The sequence below is a fragment of the Pseudomonas sp. FG29 genome, from assembly GCF_057809355.1.
This window is the reverse complement of sequence record NZ_JBMDJU010000003.1, coordinates 78,429-93,877: the sequence shown is the minus strand read 5'-3', so window position 1 is coordinate 93,877 and position 15,449 is coordinate 78,429. Positions and strand designations below refer to the sequence as shown.

The 15,449-nt window shown below is 66.5% G+C and carries 8 protein-coding genes and 2 pseudogenes; 8 read left to right on the top strand and 2 right to left on the bottom strand.

Annotated elements, in window-relative coordinates:
- Positions 1–186: 186 nt before the first annotated feature.
- Positions 187–1,329: pseudogene (locus ACODS1_RS05660) on the top strand (HAMP domain-containing protein); the annotation flags it as partial.
- 141 nt (positions 1,330–1,470) lie between these two features.
- A complete protein-coding gene (locus tag ACODS1_RS05655; RefSeq protein WP_489085016.1) occupies positions 1,471–2,184 on the top strand; it encodes a methyl-accepting chemotaxis protein in 714 nt (237 codons plus the stop codon).
- 5 nt (positions 2,185–2,189) lie between these two features.
- Here the strand turns inward: ACODS1_RS05655 and ACODS1_RS05650 are convergent, their stop codons facing one another.
- Positions 2,190–2,969 carry a TatD family hydrolase gene (locus ACODS1_RS05650; RefSeq protein WP_489084880.1) on the bottom strand — a complete coding sequence of 260 codons (780 nt, stop codon included), beginning with the start codon at positions 2,967–2,969 and terminating at the stop codon, positions 2,190–2,192.
- Between the two features lie 114 nt (positions 2,970–3,083).
- Here ACODS1_RS05650 and ACODS1_RS05645 point away from each other — a divergent pair, with 114 nt between their 5' ends.
- Complete coding sequence (locus ACODS1_RS05645) at positions 3,084–5,138, top strand: AsmA family protein (RefSeq protein WP_489084879.1); 2,055 nt, start codon at positions 3,084–3,086, stop codon at positions 5,136–5,138.
- Here the strand turns inward: ACODS1_RS05645 and cra are convergent, their stop codons facing one another.
- On the bottom strand, positions 5,139–6,125 hold the full coding sequence (gene cra, locus ACODS1_RS05640; RefSeq protein ID WP_489084878.1) for a catabolite repressor/activator: 987 nt from the start codon (positions 6,123–6,125) through the stop codon (positions 5,139–5,141).
- Positions 6,126–6,383: 258 nt separating this feature from the next.
- On the opposite strand from cra, the gene ptsP reads away from it, so the two are divergent.
- The 5 genes and pseudogenes from ptsP to ACODS1_RS05615 all read left to right on the top strand — a co-directional run.
- The gene (gene ptsP / locus ACODS1_RS05635) at positions 6,384–9,245 is read left to right on the top strand and encodes a phosphoenolpyruvate--protein phosphotransferase (protein ID WP_489084877.1); all 2,862 of its coding nucleotides are present in this window, start codon (positions 6,384–6,386) and stop codon (positions 9,243–9,245) included.
- Positions 9,245–10,165 carry a 1-phosphofructokinase gene (pfkB, locus tag ACODS1_RS05630; RefSeq protein WP_489084876.1) on the top strand — a complete coding sequence of 307 codons (921 nt, stop codon included), beginning with the start codon at positions 9,245–9,247 and terminating at the stop codon, positions 10,163–10,165. The genes ptsP and pfkB overlap by 1 nt, the downstream gene beginning before the upstream one ends.
- Positions 10,166–10,177: 12 nt before the next feature.
- Positions 10,178–11,905, top strand: a complete 1,728-nt coding sequence (locus ACODS1_RS05625; RefSeq protein WP_489084875.1) for a fructose-specific PTS transporter subunit EIIC — start codon at positions 10,178–10,180, stop codon at positions 11,903–11,905.
- A gap of 95 nt (positions 11,906–12,000) precedes the next feature.
- Positions 12,001–14,400, top strand: a complete 2,400-nt coding sequence (locus tag ACODS1_RS05620) for a membrane-bound PQQ-dependent dehydrogenase, glucose/quinate/shikimate family (protein WP_489084874.1) — start codon at positions 12,001–12,003, stop codon at positions 14,398–14,400.
- Between the two features lie 120 nt (positions 14,401–14,520).
- Positions 14,521–15,309 (top strand): annotated as a pseudogene (locus ACODS1_RS05615) (HAMP domain-containing protein); the annotation flags it as partial.
- Positions 15,310–15,449 lie beyond the last annotated feature (140 nt).

The following is a 15,449-nucleotide window of genomic DNA, read 5'->3' as shown; positions in this document are numbered from 1 at the left end:
ACGGCTATAAAGGCGTTACCCGTTGCGGTCATCGGCTGGCTGCCTGCTAGATGCCAGGCCGGCGCGGGCGCTACATGGGATGCGACGCTCTGCCGATGGAGGCTGAGCGCCTTCTATGATTCGAATAAGAATAATGGCCAATGGAGACGTCGAGTGAAGACTGTGTTGTATCCAGCCATCGCGCTGATGAATCGCCTCAGTTTCGGCATGAAGTTCAGCCTGATCAGCGTTTTGTTCTTCCTGCCCATGCTGGTCACCAACTTCTTTCTGGTGCGCGACTCCTATCGCCAGTTCAACGGAACCCAGAGCGCGCTGGACAGCCTCGAGCTGCTCGGTAGCAGCCTGGGTTTGCGCCGCGATCTGGAAAGCCTCAACGATTTGGTGCAGATCAATGCCATGATCGGTCAGTCCGGCCAGGCCGGTGATCTGGAGACGCGCATCGGTGCGCTGCAGACGAGTGTCGCCGGCCTGTTGCAGGGCTTTCAGCCGGCGGCTCGCGACGCCGAGCAGGCCAACGAGTTCGTCAGCATGCGTGACAAGCTGTTGGCCGACCTCAAGCATGCCGAAGCCGAGACCTCACTGCAGAGTAAGGCCGTGATGGTCGAGAAGCTGCTCAACGGCTCCCAGGTGTTCACCAAGTTGATCGCCAGCCAGGCCGGGCTCAGCCAGGATCCGCAGCGCGAAGTGCGGCAGATCACCGAACTGGTCACGTCTGTCACGCCGCAGGTTACCAGCGTGCTGAGTCAGGGGCGGGCCATCGGGGCCTACTCGCTGGGGCAGGGTTTTCTCAACTCGTCGGCCAGTACCCGTTTTGATGAGTTGCTGCAGCAGATGGAAAAGCTGCATGCCGAATATGGGCTCAACCTGCAGGAAGCGCTGGCAGGCAACCTCTCTGCACAGAATGGCCTGGGTAACCTCGCGTCGGCCAGCCAGCAGACACTCAAGGACAGCGCGGCGCTGTTCGAGGACAAGGTGATCATCGCCGATAGCCTCGACACGCCCTGGGCACAGTTCTTCGATGAGGTCAGCCAGCAGATGGCCAAGACCTATGCGCTCAACGATGGCTTGCTGGCTTTCCTCGATACGCAACTGGTCGAGCGCCTGCAGGCCAATCGGGCGCAGATGGTGCTGTTGGTGGTTGCCCTGATGGTGGTATTCCTGGCGATCGTCTACCTGTACAGCGGCTTCTATGTGTCGACGCGCACCACGCTGAAGGATCTGGGACAGGTCATGGATCGTGTCGCCGCCGGTGACATGACGGTGAGCTTCCAGGCGCAGAGCCGTGACGAACTGGGTGAGCTGGGGCAGGTGTTCAATCAGACCGTGGCGCGTATCCATGACCTGATCGAGCGCGTCGGCCATACGGTGGGTGAGGTGGAAGGTCAGGCTGATCGTGTCGAGCTGGTTTCGGGGCAGAGCAACCAGGCGGTTGCCAGCCAGCGCGGGCAGATCGAGCAGGTGGCCACGGCGATGAATCAGATGTCGGCGACTGCGCAGGAGGTCGCGCGCAGTGCGGCGGCTGCGGTGGGCAGCGCGCAGAGCGTCAACCAGGAAACGGTGAGCGGCCGTGCCCTGGTCGAGGCGCAGGTCGGCAATATTCAGCGCCTGGCGGATGAGATCGATCAGTCGGTCAGTGTGATCAACCAACTGGCCAGCGACAGCGCGTCGATCAGCCAGGTGCTCGACGTGATCAAGGGCATTGCCGAACAGACCAACCTGCTGGCGCTCAACGCGGCCATCGAGGCGGCACGTGCCGGAGAGCAGGGGCGGGGCTTCGCCGTGGTGGCGGACGAGGTGCGCAACCTGGCCAAGCGTACCCAGCAGTCCACCGAAGAGATCGAGGCGATGATCGCCCGTCTGCAAAGTGGCGTGGGGGCGGCGGTGAAAGCCATGAATGCCAGCCACGCCAAGGCGGACAGTACCGTCAGCGAATCGGGCAAAGTGCAGCAGGCGCTGGAAAACATTCTCGGCGCGGTGGGCATGATCGTCGATCAGAACCAGCAGATCGCTGCCGCTGCCGAACAGCAGACGGCGGTGGCACATGACATCGACCACAACATCGTGCAGATCAACCAGGCCGGGGAGCGCACGGCCGAGGGCGCAGGCCAGACCGAGCAGGCCAGCCGCGAGCTGAGTGCGTTGGTGGGGCGCTTGCGGCAGTTGATCGGCGCGTTCCGCGTATAGCTGTCTTATGCCCAGCCGAACAGCTCACGGGCATTACGGCTGCTGACGCTCGCCAGTCCCTCGGCGCTGATGCCGCGTAGCTGGGCCAGTTCGCGGCAGATGTCCGCCAGGTATTCCGGGCTGTTGCGCTGGTAAGGATGCATGGCGGGCGCCATGTCCGGAGAGTCGGTTTCCAACACGATGGCCTCCAGTGGCAGCTTTGCCACCACCTGGCGCAGGCGATTGGCCTGCGGCCACGTGGCAGCGCCGCCCAGGCCCAGGCGAAAGCCCAGCTTGATGTACTCGCGGGCTTCCTCGTAGCTGCCGGCAAAGGCGTGAATGATGCCGCCACGCGTCAGGCGGATGCGCTTGAGCGTAGCGATGGTGGCGGCATGGGCGCGGCGCACATGGAGCAGCGCCGGCAAGTCGAACTCCGCCGCCAGATGCAGTTGTGCTTCGAACAGCGCCTGCTGGCGTTGGCGATCCAGCTGTTCGAGGTAATAGTCCAGGCCAAACTCGCCCACCGCGCATAGCTTGCGATGCCCGGCCAGCCTGGCGAGCCAGTCGCGCAACTCGTCGAGGTGCTCGGGGCGATGCTCGTCCAGGTACACCGGGTGTAGGCCGAACGCCGCGTACAGCCCTTCATCGTTCTCCACCAGTTGCCAAAGGCGCTGCCAGTTGGCCTGGTACACGCCGAGTACCACCAGGCGCTCGACGCCCTGAGCGCGGCTGCGTGCCAGCACTTCGGCGCGGTCGGCGTCGAACTCGGAAAAATCCAGGTGGGTATGGGTATCGATCAGGCGCATGGGTAACGGAGCTTGAGAGCGAAGGCTCAGCTTACTGCCAACGCCGGGGGAGCGTTGGCGGATTTTTTCAGTCCTAGACTCTATGCACCGAATACCTGAAGGGAGATACACCGTTTGCTCATCCTTCGCCGTTTCCTGGCCTGGTCACTCGCCCTGGTATTGCTGCTGGTGGCGGCGCTCATGCTGTTCCTCGCTCTGTTCGACTGGAATCGGGCCAGGCCGCTGATCAACGAACAGGTGTCGGCGGCGCTCAACCGGCCGTTCGCCATCGAGGGCGACCTGCGTGTTGCCTGGCAGCGCGAGGCGGGCGAGCAGGGTGTGGGAGCCTGGGTGCCCTGGCCGCACTTCGTCGCCGAGAAATTGCGCCTGGGCAACCCCGACTGGGCGCAGGGCGATACCTTCGTCCGCCTCGAGCGGGTGAGCTTTCGCCTGTCGCCCCTGCCGCTGCTGTGGAAGACCGTGAGCATTCCGAGCATCGAGCTTGGCGCGCCGCAGGTCGATCTGCAGCGCCTGGCCGATGGACGGGCCAACTGGGTGTTCGATCTGGGCCAGCAGCAGGCGGATGAAGCCGAACAGCCCAGCCCCTGGACGCTGGATATCGGCACCATCGGCTTCGACAAGGGTCAGGTGAAGCTGGATGATCAACCCGGCAAGACTCGCCTGGAGGCCGTCATCGAGCCGCTGGGCGAGCCGATTCCTTTCGCCGAGATCGTTGGCAAGAGCGCTTCCGAGCGGTTGGCCGAAAGCAATGCCCGTGCGCAGGATTACGCCTTCGCCTGGCAGGCCAAGGGCAGCTTCCGTGGCCAGCCGTTGAGCGGCAGTGGCAAGGTCGGTGGCTTGCTGGCGCTGCAGGATGGCACCCAACCTTTCCCGTTGCAGGCCGATCTGCGTATCGGCGCGACCCGCATCGTGCTGGCCGGCAGCCTGACCGATCCACAGAACCTGGGCGCGCTGGATCTGCGCCTGCGTCTGTCCGGTACCAGCCTGGGTCATCTGTATCCGCTGACCGGTGTGACCCTGCCGGACACGCCGCCCTACAGCACCGACGGCCGCTTGCAGGCGAACCTGCGTGATGCTGATGGGGCGATCTTCCGTTACCTGGGGTTCAACGGCCGCATCGGCGCCAGCGACATTCATGGCGACCTGACTTTCGTCGCACGCCAGCCGCGGCCGAAGCTGTCCGGTCAGCTGACCTCCAAACAGTTGCTGTTCAGCGATCTGGCGCCGCTGATTGGCGCCGATTCCAGCGCGGAAAAGCGTGAGCGCGGCGAGCGTGACGCGCAGCCGGCGAACAAGGTGCTGCCCGTCTCCGCGTTTCGCACCGAGCGCTGGCGGGCGATGGACGCCGATGTGCGCTTCATCGGCCAGCGCATCGTGCACGGTGAGCGCTTGCCGATCACCGATCTGGACACCCATGTGGTGCTCAACGACGGCGTACTCAGCCTCGAACCCCTGCGCTTCGGCATGGCCGGTGGTGCCCTCGATGCGCAGATCCGCCTGAATGGCGCGACCACGCCATTGCAGGGGCAGATGCGGGTGCGGGCGCGTGAACTCAAGCTCAAGCAGTTGTTCCCGACCTTCGCGCCGATGCAGACCAGCCTCGGTGCGCTCAACGGCGACACCCAGCTCAGCGGCCGGGGCAATTCCGTGGCGGCGCTGCTGGGCAGTGCCGACGGCGAGCTGAAGATGCTGATCAACGACGGCGCGGTCAGTCGCAGCCTGATGGAGATTGCTGGTCTGAATGTCGGCAACTACCTGGTCGGGCAATTGTTCGGTGACGAGGATGTGAAGATCCACTGTGCGGCGGCTGATCTCGGCATCAAGCAGGGGCTGATGAGCACGCGGTTGTTCGTCATCGATACCGACAACGCGGTGATCAAGGTTGATGGCAGCGCCAACTTCGCCAGCGAGCGGCTGGATTTCACCGTCACCCCGGCCACCAAGGGCTTTCGCATCTTCTCCCTGCGTTCGCCGCTCTATGTGCGTGGCACCTTCAAACAACCGGCGCCAGGCGTGGAGGCCACCCCGCTGGCGCTGCGCGGCCTCGGCCTGGTGGCCTTGGGCGTGGCGGTGGCGCCGGCTGCCGGCCTGCTGGCGCTGGTGGCGCCGAGTAGCGGTGGCGAGCCGGATCAGTGCGCGCCGTTGCTGCGGCAGATCCAGGGGCGTTGATCAGGCGCGGGCCTTGAAGCTGCGGTCGATGGCCTCGATACCGGGGCGGTAATCGTTCTGTTCCACCGCCAGCAGCGCCCAGGCCAGCACGCGCTCGGCGATGCGCTCGTGCTGCTGGCTCATGGCGTTGACCCGCAGGGGCAGGAAATCCAGCAACTGGGTGTCGCCGAAGGTGGCCAGGCGCAGTGCATTCCAGCTCGACTGCGGTTGCTGCTGCAGGCGGTCGAATACCCCTTCGAGCAACACGTAAGCCGTGGTGACCAGGGCGTCGGGCGAACCGGCTTCGGCAAGCAGGGCCTGCATCTGCTCATAGCCGCTGCGGCGGTTGAACTGTTCGCCGTAGCAGATGCTCACGCGCCCGTCGAAGCCCTCCAGCGCCCGGCGAAAGCCACGCTCACGGGCCTGGCTGATGACCAGCTCCGGGCGTGCCGAGAGCAGGGCGATATGCTTGGGCTTGCCGTGCAGCAGGCTACTGGCGAGCTGGTAGCCGGCGCCTTCGTCATCGCTGACCACCGAGCGGACGTGCTGTGGCGACAACGCGCGATCCACCGCGATGATCGGCAGGCCGCCGGCGACCAGCTCGGCGTAGAGCGGATCGTCCTGGGGCAGGCAACTGGCGACGATCAGCGCATCGCAGCGGCGTGAGCGGAACAGGTCGAGCAACTGCCGCTCGCTGTGCGGATCGTCGTCGGAGCTGGCGATCAGCATCTGGTAACCGGCGGCCCGCGCCTTCTGCTCCAGCAGCTTGGCCAGCCGCGCGTAACTGGGGTTTTCCAGATCCGGAAGGATGAACCCGAGGCAGCGGCTCTGCCCGCGGCGCAAGCCGGCGGCCTGCTGATCCGGGCGATAGCCATGTTCCTCGACCACCGCCAGCACGCGCTCGATAGTGGCCTGGCTGATGCGGCGCTGGGTTGCCTGACCATTGATCACGTAGCTGGCGGTGGTCACCGAAACCTGGGCCAGGCGGGCGATATCGCTGAGTTTCACGGGCAAGTCCTGCAGGTGGATAAGCATGCCGCTCGATGCAGCACGACGTGTCAGGCTTCAAGGATCACTCATTATCAGCTAAGGTGCCAAGTCTTAGGTGAAACGATTCAGCAGGAGATTTGTCTGTCTGCTGCGCGCTGCGGGTTTTTCTGCCCACAGCGCCTAGTCTTATCGGATCGTTAGCCCATTCATAACAAGATGCCCTTGCCGGTGTGCGACCGAGTCGCCGCTGGCCGATGCTGCCGGAGGTAGGTTTTCATGCTCGAACTCGATGCCAGCCAGATCCAGATGGGCCGCCAGGCGGTGGACAAGGCAGCGGCGCTGGCCCTGCTGGGCGAGGCCCTGACCGCCGGTGGCCTGGCCACTGCTGCCTACCTCGGCGGCCTGCAGGCGCGCGAAGCGCAGGGCTCGACCTACCTCGGCCAGGGCATCGCCATTCCCCATGGCACGCCGCAAACCCGCGACCAGGTGCTCAACACCGGCGTGCGCCTGATCCAGTTCCCCGAGGGCGTGGATTGGGGCAACGGCCAGCAGGTCTACCTGGCCATCGCCATCGCCGCGCAGTCGGACGAACACTTGCACCTGCTGCAACTGCTTACCCGTGCCCTCGGCGAGGGCGACCTGAGCCAGGCGCTGCGCGAGGCGCGCGAGCCCGAGCAGATCGTCGAGCTGCTGCAAGGGGCGCCGCAGGCGCTGGCGCTGGACGGGCAACTGGTCAGCCTGGGCCTGGCCGCCGAAGATTTCGACGAACTGCTGTGGCAGGGCGCGCGCCTGCTGCGCCAGGCCGGTTGCGCCAGCAGTGGCTTCGCCCTGGGTCTGGCGCGCAGCGAGGCACTGCCGCTGGGTGATGGCCTGTGGTGGCTGCACAGTGAGCAGAGCGTGCAGCGCCCCGGTCTGGCCTTCGTCACCCCGGCGCAGGCCCTGAGTTTTCGCGGAGAACCGCTCAAAGGCCTGTTCTGCCTGGCCAGCCAGGGCGAGGCTCACCGCCAGGCACTGGAGCGTTTGTGCGACGTGCTGATCGGTGGGCGCGCCGCCGAGTTGAGCGAGGCCAATGACAGTCGTCGGGTGATCGAAGCCCTCGGCGGCGAGGTCGCACCGGACTGGCCCAGCGTGTCGGTGCCGCTGCTCAATGCCCATGGTCTGCACGCGCGGCCGGCCAAGACGCTGAGCGAGCTGGCGCAGCGCTTCGCCGGCGAGGTACGCGTGCGCCTGCTCGGTGACGAAGGCGCCGGAGTCTCCGCCAAGAGCCTTAGCCGTCTGCTGGCCCTCGGCGCACGTCGTGGGCAGGTGCTGGAGTTCAGTGCCGCGCCAGAGATTGCTGACGATGCCCTGCCAGCGTTGCGTGCTGCCGTGGAAAGTGGCCTGGGGGAAGCGGTCGAGCCGCTACTGAACGAAGTTTCCGCCGCGCCCGCCATGCTGACCGAAGCGCCGGTACTGGCGCCGCCAGCGGGCAGCAAACTGCAGGCGGTGGCGGCATCGCCCGGCATCGCCATGGGGCCGGCACTGGTGCGGGTGATGCCGACGTTCGAGTTTGCCGAGCAGGGCGCCGGTGCGGCGGCCGAGCGGCAGCGTCTGGACGCGTCGCTGGCCGCCATTGCCGCGCAGATTCAGCGTCTGGTCGACGGCGCCGGCGTGGCCAGCATTCGCGAGATATTCAGCGCGCACCTGGCCATGCTCGACGACCCGGCCCTGCGCGAGGATGTCGACGCCCGCCTGGAAACCGGTGCCAGCGCCGAAGCCGCCTGGCAGCAGGAAATCGAAGCCGCCGCGCAGCGCCAGGAAGCCCTGCACGACGCGCTGCTGGCCGAGCGCGCGGCTGATCTGCGTGACATCGGCCGGCGTGTGCTGGCGCACCTGTGCGGCATCGAGCTGCCCAGCGAGCCGAACGAACCCTATGTGCTGGTGATGAGCGAGGTGGCGCCGTCGGACGTCGCCGGGCTGGATCGCCAGCGCGTGGCTGGCATCCTCACCGCCAACGGCGGCGCCACCGCGCACAGCGCGATCATCGCCCGTGCCCTGGGCATCCCGGCGGTGGTCGGTGCTGGCGAAGCGATCCTGGCGTTGTCGCAGGGCACGCCGCTGCTGCTCGATGGCGACAGCGGCCTGGTGCGCATCGACCCGGACGCCGCCACCCGCCAGCAGGCCTTGCGCGAGCGCGAGGCGGCGCAGCAACGCCGCGAGCTGGCGCATGCCACACGTCTCGAACCGGCGCTGACCCGCGACGGCGTGCAGGTGGAGGTCGCCGCCAATATCGGCGCGGCCGGCGAAACCCTCGATGCCGTCGAACTGGGCGCCGAAGCCGTGGGCCTGCTGCGCACCGAACTGGTGTTCATGGAACACGCCCAGGCGCCGAGCCAGGCTGCTCAGGAACTCGAATACCGCCGCGTACTCGATGCCCTGGCCGGGCGACCGCTGGTGGTGCGTACCCTGGATGTCGGCGGTGACAAGCCGCTGCCGTACTGGCCGATGCCGGCCGAGGAGAACCCCTTCCTCGGTGTGCGCGGCATTCGCCTCAGCCTGCAGCGCCCGGAGATTCTCGAAACCCAATTGCGTGCCCTGCTGACGTCAGCCGAGGGGCGCCCGCTGCGCATCATGTTCCCCATGGTCGGCACGGTGGAGGAGTGGCGCGCCGCACGCGACCTGGCGCAGCGCCTGCGTGAGGAAATCCCGGTGCAGGATCTGCAACTGGGCATCATGATCGAAGTGCCCTCGGCTGCGCTGCTGGCGCCGCTGCTGGCGCGCGAAGTGGACTTCTTCAGCATCGGCACCAACGACCTGACGCAATACTGCCTGGCCATCGACCGTGGCCACCCGCAACTCTCGGCCCAGGCCGATGGCCTGCACCCGGCGGTGCTGCGCCTGATCGCCATGACCGTGGAGGCCGCGCATGCCCACGGCAAATGGGTTGGTGTCTGCGGCGAGCTGGCCGGCGACCGTCTGGCCGTGCCGCTGCTGGTGGGCCTGGGTGTGGACGAACTGAGCGTGTCGCCGCGTAGCATCGGCCTGGTCAAGGCGCGTGTGCGTGAGCTGGACAGCCGTGAGGTACGCACCCTGGCGCAGCAGGCGCTCGACCTGGAGAGCGCCGCCGCCGTGCGCGCCCTGGCCGGAGGGCTGCACTGATGGCGCGCATCCTCACCCTGACCCTGAACCCGGCGCTGGATCTGACCCTGCGCCTCGACCAGTTGCAGCCCGGTGCGGTCAATCGCTGCCGGGATTTTGCCAGCCACGCCGCCGGCAAGGGGCTGAACGTCGCCCAGGTGCTGGCCGACCTCGGCCATACGCTGAGCGTCAGCGGCTTTCTCGGGCGCGCCAATGCCGCGCCGTTCGAGACGCTGATGCACAAGCGCGGTTTTCGCGATCTGTTCGTCCGTGTGCCGGGGGAGACGCGCAGCAATATCAAGCTGGCCGAAGCCGACGGACGCATCACCGACCTCAACGGCCTTGGCCCGCAGATCGAGGAAAGTCATCTGCAGCAGTTGTTGGAAACCCTCGATCCGCTGCTGGCCGGGCATGACGCCGTGGTGGTGGCCGGCAGCCTGCCGCGTGGCGTATCGCCCGAATGGTTCGCCAGCCTGCTCAAGCGGATCAAAGCCGCCGGTGTACCGCTGGCCGTGGACAGCAGCGGCGCGGCGCTGAGCGCGGCGTTGGGCACTACGCCCTGGCTGATCAAACCCAATGAAGAAGAGCTGGCCGAGGCCTGCGGTGCCGACCTGCAGGCGGCGGTGACGCGTCTGCGCGGGCAGGGCATCGAGCACATCCTGCTGTCGCGTGGTGCCGAGGGCGTCGACTGGCACGGCCCGAACATCGCCCTGCGCGCGCTGCCGCCACGGGTCGAGGTGGCCAGCACGGTGGGCGCCGGCGATTCGCTGCTGGCCGCCAGCCTGCATGGCCTGCTCGAAGGCTGGCCGGCCGAGCGCACCCTGCGCCTGGCCACGGCGGTAGCCGCGCAGGCGGTCACCCAGATCGGCTTCGGCATCCACGACATCGACCAACTGGCGCGGCTACAGGCCGGTGTCCAGCTACAGCCCTTGCAAGAATAAGAGGCCCCGACCATGAATCTATTGATCGTCACCGCCTGTCCCAATGGCCAGGTCACCAGCGTGCTCTGTTCGCGCCTGCTGCAGGCCGCCGCCGAGCGCCTGGGCTGGAAAGCCAAGGTCGAGGTGCATGACGCCCGCGCCATCGGTTCGCCGCTGAGCGAGGCCGATATCGCTGCCGCCGACTGGGTGCTGGTGGTCAAGACCGGCGACCTGCCGCTGGCTCGCTTTGCCGGCAAGCGCCTGGTGCAATCCACCCCCGCCGAGGCGCTGGCCGACCCGCAGCGCTTTCTGCGTGAGGCGGCCGAACGCGCCGAGCCGTATCAGGCGTCTGCCGAGCCGGTGGCAAATGGCACGCGTCGCCTGGTCGCCATCACCGCCTGCCCGACCGGCGTGGCGCACACCTTCATGGCGGCCGAGGCGCTGCAGCAGGCCGCTGCGCGCATGGGCATCGACCTGCAGGTGGAAACCCGTGGCTCGGTGGGCGCGCGCAATTTGCTCGACGAGGCCGCCATCGCGGCTGCCGATGCGGTGCTGCTGGCCACCGACATCGAAGTGGACACCAGCCGCTTCGCTGGCAAGAAGGTTTACCGTTGTGGCACCGGCGTGGCGCTCAAACAGCCGCAGCAAACCCTGGAGCGCGCCCTGAGCGAGGCGCGCCCATTGGCTGAGGCGGCGCCTGTGGAAGGTAGCGCGCCGGCCAAGAGTGGTGAAAAGAGCGGGCCTTACAAGCACCTGCTCACCGGTGTGTCCTACATGCTGCCGATGGTGGTGGCCGGCGGGCTGTTGATCGCCCTGTCGTTCGTCTTCGGCATCAAGGCGTACGAGGTGGAGGGCACCCTCGCCGCCGCCCTGATGAAGATCGGCGGCGACTCCGCATTCAAGCTGATGGTGCCGGTGCTGGCCGGCTATATCGCCTACTCGATTGCCGACCGTCCCGGCCTGGCGCCTGGGATGATAGGCGGGTTGCTGGCCAGTTCGCTGGGTGCCGGCTTCATCGGTGGCATCGTTGCCGGCTTTCTCGCCGGTTACTCGGCCAAGACACTGGCGCACTGGGTGCGCCTGCCAGCCAGCGTCGAGGCGCTCAAACCAATCCTGATCATCCCGCTGCTGGCCAGCCTGTTCACCGGTCTGGTGATGATCTACGTAGTCGGCACCCCGGTGGCCGGTGTGCTGCAGTCGCTGACCACCTTCCTCGACGGCATGAGCAGCTCCAACGCCATCCTGCTGGGTGTGCTGCTCGGCGGCATGATGTGCGTGGATCTCGGCGGCCCGATCAACAAGGCCGCCTATGCCTTCTCCGTCGGCCTGCTGGCGTCGAGCAGCTACGCGCCGATGGCCGCGACCATGGCCGCCGGCATGGTGCCGCCGATCGGCATGGCCATCGCCACCGTGCTGGCGCGGCGCAAATTCGCCGACAGCGAGCGCCAGGCGGGCAAGGCCGCTGGCGTGCTGGGGCTGTGCTTCATCTCCGAGGGGGCGATTCCCTTTGCCGCCAAGGATCCGCTGCGGGTGATCCCGGCCAGCATCGCTGGCGGTGCCCTGACCGGTGCGCTGTCGATGTACTTCGGCTGCAAGCTGATGGCGCCGCATGGCGGCCTGTTCGTGCTGCTGATCCCCAACGCCATCAACCATGCGCTGTTGTATCTGCTGGCCATCGTCGCCGGCAGTATGGTCACCGGCGTGGTCTACGCCTTGATCAAGCAGCCCGAGGCCCAGCCAATGGCCGTGGAGACCGCATAACGCTCTTCGCCCAATCGGGCTGAACTCTCGCGCTCAGTTCTTATCCACTGATCAGGGTGCCGGGCTCGCCGGGACGATGGTCAGGAGAACGAGCGATGAGTGAGGGAGTGACTGCGCAACCGCTGCGCGTGGTGCTGAGCGCATGGCTGGCGGCTGTGCTGGGTGTGCTGCTGATCGGGGGCGGAGGCTATCTGCTCTGGCTCGGCGGCTCGTGGTACTACCTGCTGATGGGGCTCGGCCTGGGCCTGGTGGCAGCCCTCATGCTGCGGCGCCAGCGTTCGGCGCTGTGGCTGTATGCCGTGTTGCTGCTGGCCAGCCTGGCCTGGGCCGTGTACGAGGTGCGCTTCGACTGGTGGCAACTGGCGCCGCGCATCGACCTGTGGTGCGTGTTCGGCCTGTGGCTGCTGCTGCCTTTCGTCAATCGGCATATCGGCGCGAATGGCCAGTGGCGCGATGGCGCCAGCGGTCTGCTGGCGCTGGGGCTGGTGCTCGGCGCCGCCATGGCCGCTTATTCGCTGACCCAGGATTACCACCGTCTGCCCGGCAGTTTCGATGCCGAGCGCATGGCCGCCACCGCGCCGCAGCCGGCCGATGAGTGGCCCGCCTATGGCGGCGCACGGCGTGGCGAGCGTTACGCCGCAGGGCAACAGATCAATGCCGAGAACGTGGGGCGCCTGAAAAAGGCCTGGGAATTTCATACCGGCGACCTGCCGGGCGAGGGCGACCCTGGCGAGCTGACCAATCAGGTCACGCCGTTGAAGATCGGTGACGATCTGTTCATCTGCACGCCGCACAGCATCGCCATCGCCGTGGATGCCGACACCGGCGAGGAGCGCTGGCGCTTCGATCCGAAGATCAATCGCGACGCCGAGTATTACCAGCACATGACCTGCCGAGGCCTGGCCTATCACGATGCCACGGCCTACGCCCAGCCGTCCTCGGACGATGGCGCAGCGGCGCCTGCCGACGGCGAGCCGCGCTGTACCCGGCGCCTGTTCCTGCCGACCGCCGACGCCACCCTGTATGCCCTGGATCTACGCGACGGCAAACCCTGCGCGGATTTCGGTGAAGGCGGCAAGGTCGACCTCAAGGTGGGGCTGGGCGACGGTGCGCTGGGTGTGTACCTGCCCACTTCGCCGCCGGTGGTCACCGAGCATCTGGTGATCATCGGTGGTGCGGTCACCGATAACGGCTCGGTGGATTCGCCCGGTGGGGTGATCCGCGCCTACGACGTCAACAGCGGCAAGCTGGTGTGGAATTTCGACCCTGGCCGTCCTGACGCCACCGAGCCGCTGCCGGCCGGTGAAACCTACGTGCGCAGCACGCCCAACTCCTGGACTATCGCCACGGCGGATGAGGCGCTCGGCCTGGTGTACATCCCCATGGGCAATCAGACGCCTGATCAATGGGCGGTGCAGCGCAGCCCCGAGGCCGAACGCTTCACCGCAGCCTTGGTGGCGCTCGATCTGGCCACCGGCAAGGTGCGCTGGGAGTTTCGCACGGTCAATCATGACCTCTGGGATCGTGATCTGCCGTCGCAGCCGACGCTGGTGGAGATCGACGGTGCCGATGGGCCGGTGCCAGCGCTGATCCAGCCGACCAAGCGCGGTGATCTCTACGTCCTCGACCGGCGTACCGGTAAACCCGTGGTGCCAGTTACCGAACATCCGGTGCCGCAGGGCACGGTGGAGGGCGACTTCACCGCGCCGACCCAGCCGGCATCAACGCTCAGCTATGCCCCACAGGAGCCGCTGCGCGAGCGCGACATGTGGGGCGGCTCGCCACTGGATCAACTGGCCTGTCGCATCCAGTTCCACCGCCTGCGCTACGAGGGCGATTTCACCCCGCCGTCGGAGCAGGGCTCGCTGATCTATCCGGGTAACGTCGGGGTGTTCAACTGGCCGTCGGTGGCGGTCGATCCGCAGCGGCAGATTCTCTTCGGCGCGCCCAACTACCTGGCATTCGTGTCGCGCCTGGTCAAGCGTGAAGACGTGCAGGACACCCTCAGCGGCGGTAGCGAAACCGGTCTGCAGCCCAATCGCGGCGCGCCTTACCTGGTCAGCCTGAAGCCATTTCTGTCGCTCCTCGGCCTGCCGTGCCAGGCGCCGCCATGGGGTTATGTGACAGCTGTGGATCTGCGCAGCATGAAGAAGGTCTGGCAGCACAAGAACGGCACCAGCCGTGACAGTGCACCGTTGGGCATCCCCCTGACCGTTGGTGTGCCGAATCTCGGCGGCCCGTTGGTCACCGCCAGCGGGCTGGGCTTTCTCAGTGGCACGCTGGACTACTACCTGCGTGCCTACGACCTGCGCACGGGCGAGGAACTGTGGAAAGACCGCCTGCCGGCCGGCGGCCAGGCTACGCCGATCAGCTACGTATCGAGCAAGACCGGCAAGCAGTACGTGGTGGTGATGGCTGGCGGGCATGGCTCGTTCGGCACACGCATGGGCGACTCGCTGGTGGCCTGGACACTGGAGGACGATGCGCCCAGGTGAGTCTTGCGTGCATCGAATGCTGGCCCGCCGACCCTGCGGCGGGCCTACTTCTTTAGTAGCGGATTTGACTTCTCGACACGGGGCTGAGTAATACTGAGCACGCACGCTCAGGCCGGTGCAATGCCGGCCGATATCCTGCGTGGTTCTAATCTCCGGAGAGTCAAGGTGAACGTCAGTATTACGCGTTTGATGTGGGGTAGTGCGCTTTTCATTCTGCTGACGGCCATCGGCCTGGCGAGCTGGGTCACTCACGAAATCCGCGCCTTGCAAGCCGGCGAAGGACGGGCCGCGCAATTGAGCGAGGCGCGCGAGGGCACCCAGGAGCTGCGCTATCACCTGGCGCAGGTGCAGCAGTTCTACACCGATGCCAGCCTGACCCAGGAAAACGAACCTGCCGCCGAGGCGGCGCAACATTATCGCGAGGCCAAGATGCTGGTGGACAAGCTGCGTGGCTTGCTGCCGGCCTACGGCAGCCAGCTGGCGGCACTCAACGAACCGGTGGATCGGCTCGACCAGACCGGCCAGCGCATGTTCCAGGCCTATAGCCAGCAGGGCAAACAGGCCGGTGATGAGGTGATGGAGGCATTCGATGCCCAGTCCGCCACCGTGATCGCCCGCTTCAACGAATTACAGCAGCCGCTGGGTGAGGAGTTCACCCGCGTACGCAGCGATAACGAGCTGCGACTCGACGAGCTGCACTGGGTGACCCTGGCCGCGCTGACGGTCATTTTCATCCTGGTGTTCGGCGCGTTGTTGCTGATCAACCGCCGCGTGTTGCCGCCGATCCGTCGGCTTCACCACTCGTTGCAGGATCTGGCGTCCGGCTCCGGCGATCTGACCCGGATGATCAATCGCGAGGCCGAGGACGAGATCGGCGCGGTGGTCGATGCCTTCAACCAGTTCAGCCGCAACCTGCGCGAGCAGATTGCCAGTGTTGGCGAGGTGGCCGGCACCCTGGAGCATTCTTCCGGGCAATTGGTCAGCGATGCCCAGGCCTCCGAGCGCAGTGCCGGCGTCTTGCGTGAAGAGATCGATCAGGTGGTCACCGC

What these genes read in the sequence shown, in the direction of transcription:
- ACODS1_RS05655 (WP_489085016.1), top strand. Translation starts at nt 1,471, where the DNA reads ATGAATCAGATGTCGGCGACTGCGCAGGAGGTCGCGCGCAGTGCGGCG.
- ACODS1_RS05650 (WP_489084880.1), bottom strand. Translation starts at nt 2,969, where the DNA reads ATGCGCCTGATCGATACCCATACCCACCTGGATTTTTCCGAGTTCGAC.
- ptsP (WP_489084877.1), top strand. Translation starts at nt 6,384, where the DNA reads ATGCTCGAACTCGATGCCAGCCAGATCCAGATGGGCCGCCAGGCGGTG.
- pfkB (WP_489084876.1), top strand. Translation starts at nt 9,245, where the DNA reads ATGGCGCGCATCCTCACCCTGACCCTGAACCCGGCGCTGGATCTGACC.
- ACODS1_RS05625 (WP_489084875.1), top strand. Translation starts at nt 10,178, where the DNA reads ATGAATCTATTGATCGTCACCGCCTGTCCCAATGGCCAGGTCACCAGC.
- ACODS1_RS05620 (WP_489084874.1), top strand. Translation starts at nt 12,001, where the DNA reads ATGAGTGAGGGAGTGACTGCGCAACCGCTGCGCGTGGTGCTGAGCGCA.